General features: G+C 40.7%; 13 protein-coding genes. 4 read left to right on the forward strand and 9 right to left on the reverse strand.

Annotation, left to right across the window (positions count from 1 at the left end; all coding sequences use genetic code 11):
- On the forward strand, window positions 1-316 hold a 316-nt coding region (locus tag M472_RS33030; protein ID WP_021068468.1), incomplete at its 5' end, for an ATP-binding protein.
- 251 nt (window positions 317-567) lie between these two features.
- Window positions 568-795, forward strand: a complete 228-nt coding sequence (locus tag M472_RS33035) for a helix-turn-helix transcriptional regulator (RefSeq protein ID WP_021070179.1) — start codon at window positions 568-570, stop codon at window positions 793-795.
- On the opposite strand, the gene M472_RS33040 is transcribed toward M472_RS33035, so the two are convergent.
- On the reverse strand, window positions 792-1,664 hold the full coding sequence (locus tag M472_RS33040) for a HEPN domain-containing protein (RefSeq protein WP_021070180.1): 873 nt from the start codon (window positions 1,662-1,664) through the stop codon (window positions 792-794). The genes M472_RS33035 and M472_RS33040 overlap by 4 nt on opposite strands.
- 663 nt (window positions 1,665-2,327) lie before the next feature.
- Window positions 2,328-3,062: an imm11 family protein gene (locus tag M472_RS33045; protein ID WP_021070181.1), complete on the reverse strand. Its 735-nt coding sequence runs from the start codon at window positions 3,060-3,062 to the stop codon at window positions 2,328-2,330.
- A gap of 783 nt (window positions 3,063-3,845) precedes the next feature.
- Between M472_RS33045 and M472_RS33050 the strand changes: the two genes are divergently transcribed.
- Window positions 3,846-4,745, forward strand: a complete 900-nt coding sequence (locus M472_RS33050; RefSeq protein ID WP_021070182.1) for a hypothetical protein — start codon at window positions 3,846-3,848, stop codon at window positions 4,743-4,745.
- A 174-nt stretch (window positions 4,746-4,919) separates the two neighbouring features.
- On the opposite strand, the gene M472_RS33055 is transcribed toward M472_RS33050, so the two are convergent.
- The 7 genes from M472_RS33055 to M472_RS33085 all read right to left on the reverse strand — a co-directional run bounded on the left by M472_RS33055 (window position 4,920) and on the right by M472_RS33085 (window position 13,937).
- Entirely contained in the window at window positions 4,920-5,381 is a 462-nt protein-coding gene (locus tag M472_RS33055) for a lipocalin family protein (protein WP_021070183.1), read from the reverse strand.
- A 371-nt stretch (window positions 5,382-5,752) separates the two neighbouring features.
- Entirely contained in the window at window positions 5,753-6,823 is a 1,071-nt protein-coding gene (locus M472_RS33060) for a TlpA family protein disulfide reductase (protein ID WP_021070184.1), read from the reverse strand.
- A complete protein-coding gene (locus tag M472_RS33065; RefSeq protein WP_021070185.1) occupies window positions 6,824-8,368 on the reverse strand; it encodes a RagB/SusD family nutrient uptake outer membrane protein in 1,545 nt (514 codons plus the stop codon).
- 11 nt (window positions 8,369-8,379) lie between these two features.
- On the reverse strand, window positions 8,380-10,551 hold the full coding sequence (locus M472_RS33070; protein ID WP_144062699.1) for a SusC/RagA family TonB-linked outer membrane protein: 2,172 nt from the start codon (window positions 10,549-10,551) through the stop codon (window positions 8,380-8,382).
- 114 nt (window positions 10,552-10,665) lie between these two features.
- Window positions 10,666-11,967: a SusC/RagA family TonB-linked outer membrane protein gene (locus tag M472_RS33075; RefSeq protein WP_021070187.1), complete on the reverse strand. Its 1,302-nt coding sequence runs from the start codon at window positions 11,965-11,967 to the stop codon at window positions 10,666-10,668.
- Window positions 11,968-12,113: 146 nt separating this feature from the next.
- Window positions 12,114-13,235, reverse strand: coding sequence for a FecR family protein (locus M472_RS33080; protein WP_158499899.1), 1,122 nt, complete (start codon window positions 13,233-13,235; stop codon window positions 12,114-12,116).
- 135 nt (window positions 13,236-13,370) lie between these two features.
- Window positions 13,371-13,937, reverse strand: a complete 567-nt coding sequence (locus tag M472_RS33085; protein ID WP_021070189.1) for an RNA polymerase sigma-70 factor — start codon at window positions 13,935-13,937, stop codon at window positions 13,371-13,373.
- A gap of 425 nt (window positions 13,938-14,362) precedes the next feature.
- Between M472_RS33085 and M472_RS45620 the strand changes: the two genes are divergently transcribed.
- Window positions 14,363-15,433 (forward strand): GNAT family N-acetyltransferase, encoded by a 1,071-nt coding sequence (locus M472_RS45620; protein WP_021070190.1) that lies wholly within the window; start codon window positions 14,363-14,365, stop codon window positions 15,431-15,433.
- The last annotated feature ends 96 nt before the right edge of the window (window positions 15,434-15,529 follow it).

Genomic DNA, 15,529 nt, shown 5'->3' on the forward strand with positions numbered 1-15,529 from the left:
GAAACTGAGCAAGGTTGACGGTACATATCTCAAGGAGCTGGAAAAACTGACCAAGTCGGAACTTTTGATACTCGATGACTTCGGACTGCAGGCCTTCGATAACCAGGATCGGGAAACATTGATGGATATCATAGACGATAGGCATGGCAAAAGATCCACCATAATATCTTCCCAGATACCGGTATCAGCCTGGTATGAAATCATCGGCGGTGAAGGGACTATCGCTGACGCAATACTGGACAGGATCGTAAACTCCTCGCATAGGATAGACCTGAAAGGTGAATCCTTAAGAAAAGGAATATTGAAAAAGGAATAATCACAGCTTTTTTATATAATTGTATGATCTTTTGAGTGGCACGGTTTGACCGAAATCACTGGCATCAACACTCCGAAATACCCACTATCTGAATATCTACGAATTTTATTTAAGTCTATACTTCTCATTCATACTGGTTTTAGGTTTCTCACGCCGTCCCCGATGAATGATAGTTCAAATTTAAACAAAAGAACCCAACACAACAAATTTGTTTTGTCTATTTTTTCATTTAATGCCGTTTTTTAGATAAAATGGATGAAAAAGAGTTACGTTTTAGGAGACTGCTTGGAGCAAGGATTCAGGAAATAAGACAAAAGAAGCCAATGACTCAACCTGAGTTAGCTATTCTCGTGGGCTACAAAGATTATCAAGCTATAAGTCGAATTGAAAATGGAGGTACTACTGCATCTGTATATACTATACATTTGATTGCAACCGCACTAGAGGTAGGTATAGAGGAACTTTTTATATTTGATTAGGCTTTCAAAGAGCTAATCCGTTGTTGAGAAAGCTCGACGACAATCCGTTCTAGGTCTTCTATTTTTTCAATCAGCTTTTCTACATCTACTCGTTCAACGAAATAGTCGTCTTTATACCTAGCATCGATATAGCTTTTTTGCAGAATAGTAAACAACCTATCTTCTTCCTGATTATCCGGAGGAAAACAGAACAGCTTGTTTATTTTATCAGAAATACTCTTTATATGATTCTGATATTCTTGGATACTATGTGTTTTTGGTTTATACCCTGTAAAGACCAAGCCAAGACCTGCATAGAGTTTTTCAGCAGTTTGATGAAGCAAGAACATAGTGTCATTCAATTCATACTCTTTTTGAATGGAATTTTGAAAAATAAGCTTCGTATGTTCCAACATCACAGAACCACTTTCTATCCACTTTTTATAATAATACTCCGCTTCTTCTAGCTGTTCTTCAACTGACAAAGGTCTTGCATCAGCAAATTGAAAATTTCCTGTATCGAACAATTCGATTCCTTCTTTAACAATTTCTGCGAAGAAATACTGTCCCCTTTCCAAACCAAAATTGACATGATCCATCTCATAAACATTAACGCTCACTGGATGTCTGTACTTCTTCGTTCTATTATTGATCTTACTTTTTATTTCAAATTCTTTTAGACGCGAGCCATTGGTCACGACCATAAAATCAAAATCACTTCGATAGGTATAAGTCACACCATTTTCAATATACTCATCATCCACCCAATTCCCACGAGCAAAACTACCATAAAGAATTATCTTCTCAGGCTCAGCGATATCCTTGATTACTTCAACGATTTCTGCGATATCTCTTTGCTTGTCTTCCGGTAAGTGGGCTAATTGATTCATATTGTAAATATATGGAATAAAGAAGTTGGAACCATAAAATATAGAAATATTGATGCTTTTGACGATATTGAATGACAAGTCGGTGATTGCTGGATTGTAATAACAGGTATGCAGATAGATATGTAATATTTACAAATTAACTTGAGCTAGTTATTACAATCAACTTGAACCCCATCTTTTGGAATCATATTAGAAAGGACTTTTTTAATTCAGTCTTTCTATCCTTTATAATACGCATCATACCATTCTTTCACTGCCTGACAGAAGGGAATGCCTTGCTCAATCGAATCAAACCAAAGCAAGTCCCGCGTATAAGGTTCCTGAAATTGTATCGTTCCATTTAATTTCGAAATGTAGTCACTTACCGATTCTCGACATTTGCCGAGAACTATAGACAATACCCTTCTATCCACTTAATCACGCGGCTTTGCCAAAAGCAAAGCAATGGAAATTTCCACTTTATAAGCGTTTTGAGCATCTATATTTTTCCGATACTACCGTAGGGCTAAATCCGCTGATAGCTTAACTAGCATGATGTCTAATCATGCTCCTTAAGCCAGGGTTAAAATTGCTGAAATACGATTTTTAATCATAAAATGAGCCAAGCCCTTTGCGCCAAATCGGCTTACTATAAATTAAGAACGCGATGAAAAGGTCCTTCCGTTACCAGGACCTACCATAAATCTTTTCCCGCTCTCCGTCTTGGACAACCCATTCATTGAAGCTTAATTCAATCGGCTGAAATTCCAGTCCAGTACATCCCGAATCTTCAATTGTCGCCTTAAGCTTTTCAGATACGATATATTTATTCCCACCTTCAACATACCGGACCAGAAAAAAGTCTTCCTGCACAGACTCCTTTATTTTAAGATTTTCAAACCGAAGTTTTCCTTCGAGATCCTTCCCGGTCAGCTCATCCATGAATTCTGCCAGTGATTCAAAATGTACCTCTTCCAGATACGACAAGCCATCGGGATTCCGTTTTGTTAAAACCACTTTCGAAGCTTTTACATCAATAAAGTCCATATCGGTTTCATACATGTTAAGCAGCCAAAAATCATCATAAAGTTGGTCACTTTTAATAACCGGGACATTGAAAAACTGCATTCCCGAAATTCGGTATTGCTCCAATATAGCTTTCAATTTTCCGCTTATGACCAACTGGTGGGCTATCGGTCCACCAGGTATAAGCAAATCATTGATCTTTGATTTTGCATACAGTTCTATACCCAACAGGATCGGTTCAAAATCTATTTTTTCAAGATGGACATTACCGATAAATCTAGGCTCCTGCCAAAACAAGTTACCATCTGCAATTTTAAGATGGTACTTCTTTATGTAATCATTCGTGCCTCTTATCTTTGGATTGGAAGTAAACCAGATCGCGTAATAGTTCATAGTTTAAAAGATTAAATCATTCAAGTGTACATTCGGATTCGCTAAGATAGCTTGTTTCGCCCCCGCTGGTACGAGCTTTAAGCTCGTATCCACATTAGGCTTTCGAATCATTAGCCTCCTATACGACTGGGATGCTCTCACACTCCTCTCCCTAAAAATAAACAGAAAACAGCAGATATGAAAAAGCACCATTCTTTTGGACAATAAGGCTATCCATCTAGCTTTAGGCAATCCGGACACCTAATTATCAGTTTCTTTCTCGATAGGATTTCGTTCTACATATCGATCTATACAAAAATAGAGTATCGAGGCTAACAATGTCCCTAAACCTAATAGAATCGTAAAAAGTTCTATCCGTCCTCGCATTTCCGTCAATGGTGCACGGAATAAGAAAGCGAAATTGGAGCTATTACTGCTACCAGATTCGCGATAAGTAAATTTCCGATAATCTTTCTAAACATAAAATTCTATAAACAATCAGTTCGAGTTTTTCTATACCTCTAAGTGCCACAGCTGCCTAACCTCCTTCTGATTCACTAAGTTAGCTATTCTCTTCTGAAAAGAGATCCAGACAACGCAATTATTGGTATACCAAGGAGAAGATAGTTAGACAATACCAAAATGTAGTAATTATCGCTTGTTTTACAATCAAACATTGAATACCTTAGAATAACGTATTTAGTGAAAAAGGTATACTTAAAAGTAAAGTTGCACCTATCAAGAAGCAAAATGGAGAATACGGCAAGAGAAAAGTCAATGTTTACTATTTATAATAATTCAACTATGATTATTAAATACTTAATTTCAGTAGCTTTTTTAGTTTTTACTGCAAATCTCTGTCTAGCGCAACTTCCTCAGAATCTAGCAAAAAGCGACTCGACTCTCCTAGAAAACTTCAACTATACAGTTGATGCTCCTCGGCCAAATGAGGCAAAGGCTGTAGCAGTCTTGATGCCTGGATTGTATGACCCTCCCTTTTCTATTTTCTTTGAATCAACCCTACCCCAACTCCTTAATAACTTAAACTATGCTGTGATTATCCCTGTGCTTTCTCAAAAAGGAGATCGCTTTGATCTCTCCTCGAAGTCTGTCCTTCAATTAAGCGGATTAATTAAACAGTACATTCAAACGTCAAATTTACCACAGGATATACCTGTAATTTTAGGAGGTTTTTCTATAGGTGGAATGAGAGTTCTCAAAGCCTGTACAGCCAAAGATAGCCCAATGAAGGAGTTGAACATTAGCCACGTCTTCGCTATAGATCCACCGCTGGATCTAAATAGGCTACTGGCATCCGAAGCCAAATATGGTCAGACTTTTTTAAAAGAAGTGCTCGAAAAGGAAATTGGCCAACTAGACAACGAAAAACTCGCCTCACTATCGTTAGTTAATATCAACAACATTGGGTCTATCGTCCCTCCTGCTATAAAAGACGTCAAAGTTAGAATCTACAATGAACCTGCCATTGAATGGCAGATCGAAAGCCGTAAGAGAGACCTGCTGGACTTGAACTTATTAGATCAATCCGTCTATGTAAACTTCTTAAAAAGAACCCATCCTGATGTCAACATTGAACTTGTGCTCAGCAAGATAGAAGGCATGAGAATACAAACTAAAGAAAGGAATCCGCACTCTTGGAATATCGTGGACACCGATGAATTTATTAAGTGGATAAGTAATTGATACCAGAGTCCTTCCCTCGTATCTGGAGCCGTCACAACGCTATGTGGCAAACACAAGAAACCTAAGTTCCTGCCTCACAGAAAGCTTCCCAAAACAGACGAGAAGTGACTGTTGTATAAAGAGCACCGTTCTAAGAACGGTACTCTTGTATGTATATAGACTGATAGCTATACTTTACTTAACACGTTTGGAAACTGAAGTCATCAACTCTTTACCACCGTCTACAAACTCTTCTTCCAGGAAAACCATGGTAAGAACATTATTCTTAATAGTAAATGGCGCCTCGATCACGATTTTTCCATCCTCTTCAGTCTCACCAGTCATGATAATCTTATCACTTTTTATCGTATAAGTAAACTCAATTGGATCAGAAGGTTCCCCATCTGCTTCGAAGTCAACAATCGTCATTGTGCCATTACTCCTGATGTCGTAATATGGTTTGTTAATATAGTCCTTATATTCTGTCACTCTTTTTTCATCCTTCAACTCGACACCTTTTGCATCATAGTACTGGAAAGTATTGGTAACAAACTCCCACTTGCCAACAATAGAAGGAGAACTTTCATCTTTGTCTTTTGAACAAGAGAATAAAACTAATGGAATTGTAAATAGTAATAGTAAATGTTTAATGTTCATAGTGTTTTATTTTTATAAATAATTTGAATAATCAAAAGTAAACATATAACAGCTCGCTCTATTACGGGAAACCGTAAAAGCTTCTCGTACTATGTAGCAGTTTGTCTACTCGAAACAGATAGTAAAAATCCCCTTTCTTGATTATCTACTGGCACGACGAAAGTTTGAAAACAGTTTTCTTGGTATCTACATTTCACACCAGTAGAGTGCCCTTTCTTTGAGATCATTCTATAATTGGTGTTTTTGACAGATGATCGAAGTCGAACACATAGTATCGGTGCGCAAACCTGATCGATTAGTTCTGTATACAGAAAAAAAGCCGTCCCGAAGTAATTTCGGAACGGCTATAGTGAAAGGTCAATTTTGGCTTCTTATCTCTCCAAGATATCCGCTAGAATCTGATCCACCTTGTCACTGAGACCTATTTCCTTAAAAACTATCTTTCCTTCAGGATCGAGCAAAAATAACGTAGGCACTGCTGTCACCAACAGTCGCTCCTGCATATGCTCGGATCTATCGATACCATTGATCCATGGAAGCTCATGCTTTTTATAAGCTTTTACCCAATCTTCCTCTTTCTTATCGATCGATATTCCCAATATTTCGAATCGCTCTCCTTTATACTTTTGATAGAGACTTCGAAGATGCGGAAATCCTTTGATACAGGGGCCGCACCAACTCGCCCAGAAATCCAGAAGCACATACTTGCCTTTTAGATCTGCAAGAGACTTCAACTCTCCCTCCTGGTCCGTATAGGTCAATGCACTGATATCACTTCCTACTCGAGCAAAGAGTGCATTGTCGATATAGCTCGCAATTTCTTTTCCTTTTTCTGTATTTTGCTGTTCAGAAGGCAACATGCTGTACATCCGCTGCAGCTCCTCAACATCTAAGAATGTCCTTACTTTGTCCAGCACAAAGACTGCTGCATATGAAGAACGATAGGTCTTCATGTATGCATTAAGGTCGGGAATAAGCAGTTTACCCAACTGTGCATTCCTCGTAACTCTATCGGAAGAAAAGCTTTTCAGGCTATCTTTCAGTGCAAAATAACGATCCAGAAAGATCTGATAGTCTACCATGCTCTGCATACCGCTCGCTCGTGCTTCATGCAATTGCCTGCTCGGGTCAATATTTTTGAGGTACAGTATCCCAGGCCGATCGATCACAAAAGGAAAGGGCTCCTGCATTCTTCCTGGTCGCATGTAGGCTTCCATAAAGAGATAGGGCTCCATTCCTGCTTTATAAGGAAGTCGGAGTTCAAACTGTCCATTCGTTATCACAGCAGAGTCTCGCCCTTCCGCACCATCCATCACATATACCCTATTGTACCCTTCAGTGTCACCGGATACTTCTCCTTTAAGGATCACTACTTCCTGAGACAGGGTCACTTGGGCAGACATACATAGACCAAGCGCCAGCAATATTAGTTTCGCTCCCATTTAGTACCGATTTTGTTCAATAGCACCATTGGAAGCCACAATTTCCTGTAAAGGAATAGCAACCGCATATTTGCGGTCTCCAGGTCCTAATTTATATTGGATCGGAGTACCATTATAGTCTACTGCACTGGCCTGAACAGAAAAAAACGTCTTGGTCACGGTCACATCATCAAAGCTGTCTGCATTAAAATTGATCCGTCTCAGATCAAACCAACGAACAGTATAGGGAAACTCTCGATGTCGTTCATTAAGTATCTTGAGTACAGCGTCATTCTTGTCCGTAGCCTGTAAGTTTATTATATCTTGTGGTGTTTGCTTATCAAAACGGAACGCTCTAAACTTATTCAGTTCGGTCATTGCTTGCTGAAAGTCTCCCAAGCGGGCCGTAGCCTCTATTTTTGTAAGCATCATCTCCACTACATTTGGAGCGATATTCGTATAGAAATTACCATGTTGATAGTATCCAGGAACTTTTACCGACTGATCGAAGTTATTTCCTACGAAGATCTTCATGCTGCTCACGTTTTTCATATCTTCTAGCACAAAGAATTTTTTCCGTAGGTCATACTGACCTTCACCATACAAACCCATCAGTTTGCTGCTTACTATAGGCATACAGGATTCAAACAGATAAATGGGCGTTCTATTATAATAGGCCCGATCCCAATCCGCCAAAAAGGTGGTGTGAAAATTGTCCACTATTGTATTGGAAGCCACTAACTGACCTGAGAACAAATCAACCTTTTGGGTAATCTCTCCTGATCCATAGTCTCTAACTTGGCTATCAAAGGAAAGTGCCTTCTCTGCTGTTTGCTTGGCCATACTATAGTTTTCAGTAGCCAAGTAAAAGCGAGCCGCTAAGGCATTGGCTGTTGCCGTCGTTTCTTTCCAACTCATGCGCTTGCCATCCTGAAATAAGGGCTCGTCCAATAGTAGGGCTTCTTTGATATCGGCTTCTATAAAATCATAGGTCTCCTGTAATGACACGCGTGTGGCATCCTCTTCATACCCTGTAGTCCTTTTGATCGGCAGTCCATGATCATCGCGGGTGGCTGCACCGTACGGTTGACAGTAATACTGTGCCAGTTCAAAGTAACTATAGCCTCGTAACAGATGTGCTCGAGCCTTTACTTTAGCTTTTTCAGCATCTGTTCCGCTTACTTTATCCAGATTGGTCAGCACCAGATTGGCCATATATACGCCCTCATAACAGGATCCCCAATAGCTTATCAGATGATTGGTATTTTCCGTATAAGGCATTTCCCATATACTCATCTGTATGATATCCATATCAGTACCCGTAAAACGAAACCCCTTAGCATACTGCTCCGGAGTCATTTCAAAGCTATCTGAACTGTACATGATGGCAGGTGCCATCTGTGTTCGATGGTCTGAAAAAGAAGCTTTGTTCAACAAGGCTTCTAAATGCTCTATCGTCTTAATCTCCACGCCTTTATTCTTGGAGGGTGGTTCAGCCAGGTATTTATCACACGAAGAAACTCCTATCGCCAACAAAGAAGCTAAAATTATATTTCTTATATACATTATCTTATTTTTTAAAATCCAACTTTAATCCCAAACATAAAACTTGGCAACAGACGCATCCTACCATATAAGAATTCGGGATCTTCTCCTTTGCCTTTTATAGTTAGATTGTTCGTTTGCAAATACAATTGAGCCCGATCTAACTTAAGCATATTCGAAAGTAACGGCTTCATATTGTAGCTTAAGGTGATATCATTGATCCGAAGGTGATTGGCACTCGTGGTCAGATAATCCATATAGGACGCATACGACACCGAGTACAGGTCATCATTTTCATTGTATGGCAGTGCTGGTAGCATCGCCTCCGGCTGAGCTGTCATCGCTTCCTGAAGCATGGAGTTTGCCTTGCCATTGCGCCCTGGGTGATTAAAAGGTGTTTTTCTATAAATATGTCCCAATTTGGCAATCAGCGAGAAGGATAGATCCAGATCCTTATAACCGAAAGCATGTCGCATGCCAAATGTGTATGGTGCTACTGCTGCACCCTGGTAAGCCATAAATTCGAGTCCGTCGAGTTGGGTCTGACCGTTGATGACATCCATTACATCGCCGTCTTTCAGGTGTACTGCAGGACGAATCTGTGGTGAGCTCTCCGTGCCAAAATCATGTGGCCCGGCATAGCGAAAGGAGTACACAGCAGACATAGGCTTGCCTTCTACATATGTCGTCCCACCCGAACCTGACAGGTGCCAGTAAGGATGACTGGATAAAAACAAACGTTTTACTTCATTGTGGTTGTAGGCCATATTCAGCACCCCTTCCCACGAAAAGCCTTGTTCATTCTTCCACCGAGAGCCAATCTCCAATTCGATCCCGTTATTGAGGATCTCTGCGCTGTTAAAATTTGCTGTATACGAACCATTGATCAACGGGATAGCGACATAGGCAAGGATGTCTTTTCCGTGCTTGCGGTAGTAGTCCAATTTACCGAACAGCCGTCCATTCATAAATTCGTAGTCAACGCCTAGATTGAGTGTACCGGTACGCTCCCAACGCAAAGTAGGATTGCCATAACTGTGTATCTGAGCCTCCATATGGCCTGATTCGGCACTGACGCCATTTACCTGTATCAAAGGCTTGAACGACGTCCCGGTATTGGACGAACCATTGTATCCGTAAGTACTACGTATTTTCAATGCATCTACCAATGTATTGTCCCTCAGGAAGGCTTCATTTTTAACATTCCAACTTCCTCCTACGGACCAGAACGGTGAATAGCGATACTTGGGATCATCACTGATAAAATTGGACGCATCCACACGGAACGAACCGCTGACAGTATAGCGACGGTCGTAGGTATAAGCTACATTTCCATAACTGGAAAAATAACGGTCCATCGTATAGGTGTAAGAATTGGTGTAGGGAATAGTCAACCGATTACCCAACCAGTTGGTCAACTGGAGACCATTGCCGGTACCATTGGGCAATATACCTACCGTAAGCTGATCATCATTATAACCGTAAGTCCTAGCCATTGTGGTCCCTTTACCATTTCTTTGGATAATCTCTGCTCCGACCAATGCATTAACCTCATGTACTCCGGCGAAGGTTCTGTTAAAATTCAACTGGTTACGCCAATTATAGGCATTGGTAGCTGTCGATTTTTGATCTAGCACTTGGCCCTTCGGAATATTGGGACGTACGACACCTGTCGTCTTATTCCATTCGGATGTGGTATTGACAAGGTTACGGACCGTAAACGAATCTTCGTAATAGAGGCTACGATTATCGTACTGCAATTTTTCAAACATAAACTTGGTCTGTAAACTGATACCATAACCCAGTTTAAAATCTAATCCCCCTTGCACGCGCAAATTGAGACCACTATTAGTCAGTTCACGGTTCTTTATTTCATTGAGGATATTATAGCTCCAATCACTGTAAGGGAAGGAAGATACGGGTACGGAACTGTTGAGCAGCGGTTGATAATATTGTAGGTAGTTCATATTCATAGGCTGACCATTCTCATCGACCAACATGTCGTAACGTTGTAAGGCGGTGATATCTCCGGCCGATACGCCAGAATCGTCCCCTTCTTGGTAGCGTAGCATACTGGACAATGAAAAATCTAACCAAGACGCTAACGTGGCCTGCCCCCTGTAATCCATCTGCATATTTCTGTTCTTTTTGCCGACAAAGCCGCTACGCTCTTGGTTATAAAGTAAAGAAACATAGTTCGACATTTTTTCGGAAGGGCTAGCCAAGGAAACATTATATTGTTGAGTTAGTGGTCTCCTGATCAAAAGGTCTTTAATCTGCTGTGTATTGTCAAGTTTTGAAAGCCTATCTAAGCCATCCTAGTATGTTTTTTCATCAATTTCCTTGTAGAAATATTGATTATATAGAGTTTGTGCCTGTGAGTAAAGCTGTGTTATTCCCTCCTTGACATTCACTGGTGGCATTACGCCCAGCATGGTTTTATATTGGTACTTGCCAAATGTAGCACGTTCATAAGCAATGGTCTCCTCGGAAGGCGCCAAGTTACGTAGATAATCGATGTCGTACATGCTCCCTATCTGCAATTGATTGGAGAATTCCACACGTAACTTACCAGATTTCTTCGCACTCTTGGTAGTCACCACGATTACTCCATTGTTGGCCCGAGCTCCCCATATGGAGGCTGCGGCAGCATCTTTAAGGATAGAAATCGATTCTACATCGTTGGGATTTATAGATTCAAAACCACCATTGATCGCAAAACCATCCACCACGAGCAACGGGGCTGATCCACCAAACGTCCCTCTCCCCCGAAGCACGAATGAAGCCTTACCATTGGAGTCGAACGAAGGCTGTAGACCAGGAGCTGTGCCAACTAGCTTATTGGCCAAAGAAATACGCGGGGTCTCCAACACTTTTTTGTCCAGCACATCAAAAGCCCCTGTAGATCTTTCCTTCGGTAGACTTTGATAACCTGTATTGACCACTTGTATTTCTTCGATCTCTGCCGTAGTCGCCTGAAGGGATACTATTCCCATTTGGGTGCGAGCCGCGAGTATACGTTTTTGATAGCCTACAAAAGTAAATTCCAAAAGACCATTAATGGGTACTTTATTTAATAAAAAGGCTCCGTTTGCATCAGTCGATCCGTATACGCCAGACTCGTTACCTTTAGAATCTAAAACTTTAATGGATGCGCCTTGAAGTTTCGCACCTTCTGTTCCTTGAATCGTGCCACTCACTTGCATATATTCTTGTGCATATTCTGCTACCTCATTTCCTACTGGATTGCCCATGCGGACGACAGGAACCTTACTTAAAACAACGGTTTTATCGTCGATATGATATGTTAATGGCTGTCCTTCGAACGTACGTCTCAGCGCTTGATCCAACGTGACGTTTTTGAGCTGGATCGATACTGGTATGGTACGTACCAGGTCCTTATCTGCAAATACGAAATCGTAGCCTGTCTGCTTGGCGATCTGTTTGATGACATGACGGAGAGAAGCATTCTTCTCGTTAATATTGATCTGTGCATTTGACTTGGCAGAAACCTGCATTAAAAATGCCGTCAACAGAAAAAATGTAATGCGCATTACCTTGTTCATAAAATGGTAGTACTCCATAAGTCTGCGCACTACCAAATAGTTATCTAAATTCATTAACTTTGGTTGTGTTTTGGTTAAAAACTCTTGTTAGATCTTCATTTGATAAGAATCACCTCGAAACACAAGCGGAAGGGGTCTCAAGCACTTCCGCTTTACTTACTGATATAGGTGACCTTATCTTTAGGCTATAAGATAGGTTTCTACATGACGATTACCCTCCTCCCTTCTATACGGAAGCTCACTTGTTTAGTACCTCCTATTTTGTCTAATATGTCTTTAAAGGATGATTTACGGTCCATAGATCCTGTAAAAAGAATCTCTTCTTTAGGTTTTTCAAATTCGACCTCAATATCATACCACCTTTCCAGTGTGCGCATGATCTCGGCGAGCTTCTGGCTTTCAAAGACAAATCTTCCCTCTTTCCACGATACATAAGGCTCTACATCAACCTTTTTAACAGATAAGAGACCATTACTCCAACGAGCCTGCTGACCTGGCAGCAAGAGTCTGCCAAGATCATTTTTATCACCTCTTTTGTAAATGCTTACTTTTCCTTCTAACAAGGTGGTCTCCAATCTATGTTCGGTATGATAAGCCATCACGTTGAAGGTAGTGCCCAAAACTTTGATTTCCTGTTGATCACTCACGACTAGGAATGGGATATAAGTATCAGCTTCCGCAGCTCCTGATGTACGATGTTGACGCGTAACTTCAAAATAAGCTTCACCATTCAAAAACACTTTTCTTTCTGCCCCCATCTGTCCTATCTGATACTTGAATTCGGTATCTGAATTGAGCCACACTTTGGTACCGTCTGCCAAGGTCAGCTTGTACTCCCCTCCTTTGGGTGTGACTACAGTCACCCACTGTGCAGGATGGGGTTTCGTAACTGCCATACCGTCTCTGTAATAGATGGAGTCACTAAAAACTATCCCCTCTTGGCTTTGAAGAAGCTCTATCCGTTCTCCATTCTCCAATACCAAAGCTGCTTTACTACTGCCAGGTACAATAGCATGTTGCTCACCTCCATTTGAATTCCACGCTGGAAAGTCTAGACGTCGTACTCCTATAGCTATACCTAACAATATGATCACCGCCGCAGCGGCATATTTCCATAACGATAGGAACCTTGCCTTTTTCTTATGTATTACCTCATTCTTAAACTTCGCTAATGCACTATGTTCGTCAAACCGATTGTACTGCATCAATACTTTAGCAAATAGCGCTTCATCTCCCAACTCCTCTACGAGGTGTTTACTTGCCGGATTTTCATCCATCCAATGATGCAACTCTTTTTGTTCAGCATCGGAAAGTCCTCCCATTTTATGTTTAAATAAGAGATCTATTATTCTATCTAGTTTTTGTGGCTCCATGAGAAATTATTCCTATTACAGTTAATATATACACCGCTCAGGGCATAACGTACTTTGAAAAAGTGAAAAAAGTGAAAATTCTAGTTAGGACATCATTGTTATCAGCAATAAGAACGCCATCGGAGAGATACGTTTCCTTATTATTTCGAGTCCACGCGATTTATAATTTTTTACTGTCTGTATACTTAGGTCCAATCGATCTGCGATCTCCTCATTCTTCAACTCTTCAGCAAATGCCAAACGCAACACCTGCGCATAATGCTGTGGCAATTGGTCAATGGCTTCGAATATTTTGGTTATCAGTTCCGCCCGGATTACCCCCGACCAGTAGTCCTCTCCCACTTCGGATAAGTCTTCGGCAAATCGCTTTTTAAGCAGAAGATTACGTTGGCTTCTCCGCAAGTGATTCAAACATGCATTATAGGTCGATCGATATAGAAAATTACGCAAATGATCAAAGTTTTCGAAAGGAGCCTTGTCCTTCCATAACTTGGTAAAGACACTGCCAACTAGATCTTCGGCGTCACCATCATCAAGAACATACTTACTCGCAAAGAGACACAATGGGCTATAAAAGCGTAGATACATCGCTTCAAAGACAGACTCTTGTCCGATCTCTATCATCTTTGCACATACCCTATTAGCATCCATTGAAACCAAAGTATTGGAAAAATTTAGATTAGCTGATTAGTTGGTAAACTTACATAAAAAACTAACAAAAAATAAGAAACTATGTTAACTATATTAAGTGCCATCTAAATGTACGGTCTGAAAACAAACAGCAGTACAATCCGATGGCTTCAACAGCTCTTCTATCCGAGACCGCTGCAGATAGATACCAACCAGTAGATCTATCGGATGATGATGAGATCATCAGCACCCTATTGCTAGGACAGGCCCCGACGCCCTAGCAGAAAGCCCATATCGTTATCTAGTAATCAAGGTGATCTGTACTTACGTCCTATAACATTAAGCCATTGGTGATCAATGGCAAAATATGTATTTTTGCCTTAAACGATTAATACCTGAGCGGATATGCTGATGTGAACAGAGGAATCAATTAACCGGATAACTAAATGATGAAGAGCTTAAACTTTAATATAGAACAATCTACGGGCAATATCTCTGCCTCCTTTGTTTCTCTTGGCCTTGATACGTTCACAAAAGCGGCTGAATGGGTTTCCAATTTAGATTACAGACGTAATATCGATAAGGACAACATGCTTTGCCTTTTTGATGAACAATGTGGCACCTGCAGTACCAAACATGCCTTATTAAAGCGCCTTGCAGATGAAAACGGTAATACCGGGCTACGACTAATGCTAGGTATATTCACGATGAATGCTGGGAACAGTCCTGCGGTAAAAGAGGTCTTAAAAAAGTACAGGCTTGACTACATACCTGAGGCACATAATTACCTCAGAACACACAACTATCTCTTGGACTATACGGGTATTGGTATTAACGAAACCAAATTTGAGCTGGATATCTTAGAAGAGATTGAAATACAACCAGAGCAGATCACGGATTACAAAGTTTCTTATCATAAGGATTATCTCGATCGCTGGATCAGAGAAAATGGAGTCCCTTACTCCCTTGATGAACTGTGGAAGATTCGGGAGGAATGCATCAAGGCGCTAACGCTGTCACGATTAGAACTACAGACAGAAAGACTATCACTTCGCCCCTTTCGAAAGGAAGATGGTAAGGCCATGTATGAATTGAATGACGATCCAGAAGTATTACAATATACAGGTGATGTACAGTTTGAAAACGTAGCAGCAACGGAAGTATTTTTGGAGGGCTATAATCAATATGTGGCGTATGGTGTGGGACGCATGATCGTAACCTTAAAAGAAACCGGTGAAATCTTGGGTTGGTGTGGCCTGAAATATCATCCTGATACCAATGAATATGACATCGGCTATCGTTTCTACAAAAAGCACTGGGGTAAAGGCTACGCTACCGAAAGTGCTATTGCCGCAATGGAGGATGGCTTTGCTCGGCTGGCTGTGAAACAGATCGTAGGAAGAGCGCGCGTAGAGAATACAGCTTCCATACGAGTCTTTGACAAACTGAATATGGAGTTTGTGGAAGAGTTCGTCGAAGATGGCGAGAATTGGGTACTGTATCAGATTAGCCGATAAAGATGGTAAGGTCTTAGGATCTATTCCCTACATAGACTTCTTTAAATATTTTTTATAATAACACGAGTAAATAAAACGGATAATATTTTATAAATA

This window comes from Sphingobacterium paucimobilis HER1398, assembly GCF_000416985.1.
In the GTDB taxonomy this organism is placed as follows: Bacteria; Bacteroidota; Bacteroidia; order Sphingobacteriales; family Sphingobacteriaceae; genus Sphingobacterium; species Sphingobacterium paucimobilis.

Bases quoted from the DNA above. Each gene is read 5' to 3' on its own strand.
- M472_RS33065 (WP_021070185.1), bottom strand. From the start codon at position 8,368: ATGTATATAAGAAATATAATTTTAGCTTCTTTGTTGGCGATAGGAGTT.
- M472_RS33085 (WP_021070189.1), bottom strand. From the start codon at position 13,937: ATGGATGCTAATAGGGTATGTGCAAAGATGATAGAGATCGGACAAGAG.
- M472_RS33035 (WP_021070179.1), top strand. From the start codon at position 568: ATGGATGAAAAAGAGTTACGTTTTAGGAGACTGCTTGGAGCAAGGATT.
- M472_RS45620 (WP_021070190.1), top strand. From the start codon at position 14,363: ATGATGAAGAGCTTAAACTTTAATATAGAACAATCTACGGGCAATATC.
- M472_RS33055 (WP_021070183.1), bottom strand. From the start codon at position 5,381: ATGAACATTAAACATTTACTATTACTATTTACAATTCCATTAGTTTTA.
- M472_RS33060 (WP_021070184.1), bottom strand. From the start codon at position 6,823: ATGGGAGCGAAACTAATATTGCTGGCGCTTGGTCTATGTATGTCTGCC.
- M472_RS33050 (WP_021070182.1), top strand. From the start codon at position 3,846: ATGATTATTAAATACTTAATTTCAGTAGCTTTTTTAGTTTTTACTGCA.
- M472_RS33040 (WP_021070180.1), bottom strand. From the start codon at position 1,664: ATGAATCAATTAGCCCACTTACCGGAAGACAAGCAAAGAGATATCGCA.
- M472_RS33075 (WP_021070187.1), bottom strand. From the start codon at position 11,967: ATGAATTTAGATAACTATTTGGTAGTGCGCAGACTTATGGAGTACTAC.
- M472_RS33070 (WP_144062699.1), bottom strand. From the start codon at position 10,551: ATGTCGAACTATGTTTCTTTACTTTATAACCAAGAGCGTAGCGGCTTT.
- M472_RS33045 (WP_021070181.1), bottom strand. From the start codon at position 3,062: ATGAACTATTACGCGATCTGGTTTACTTCCAATCCAAAGATAAGAGGC.
- M472_RS33080 (WP_158499899.1), bottom strand. From the start codon at position 13,235: ATGGGAGGACTTTCCGATGCTGAACAAAAAGAGTTGCATCATTGGATG.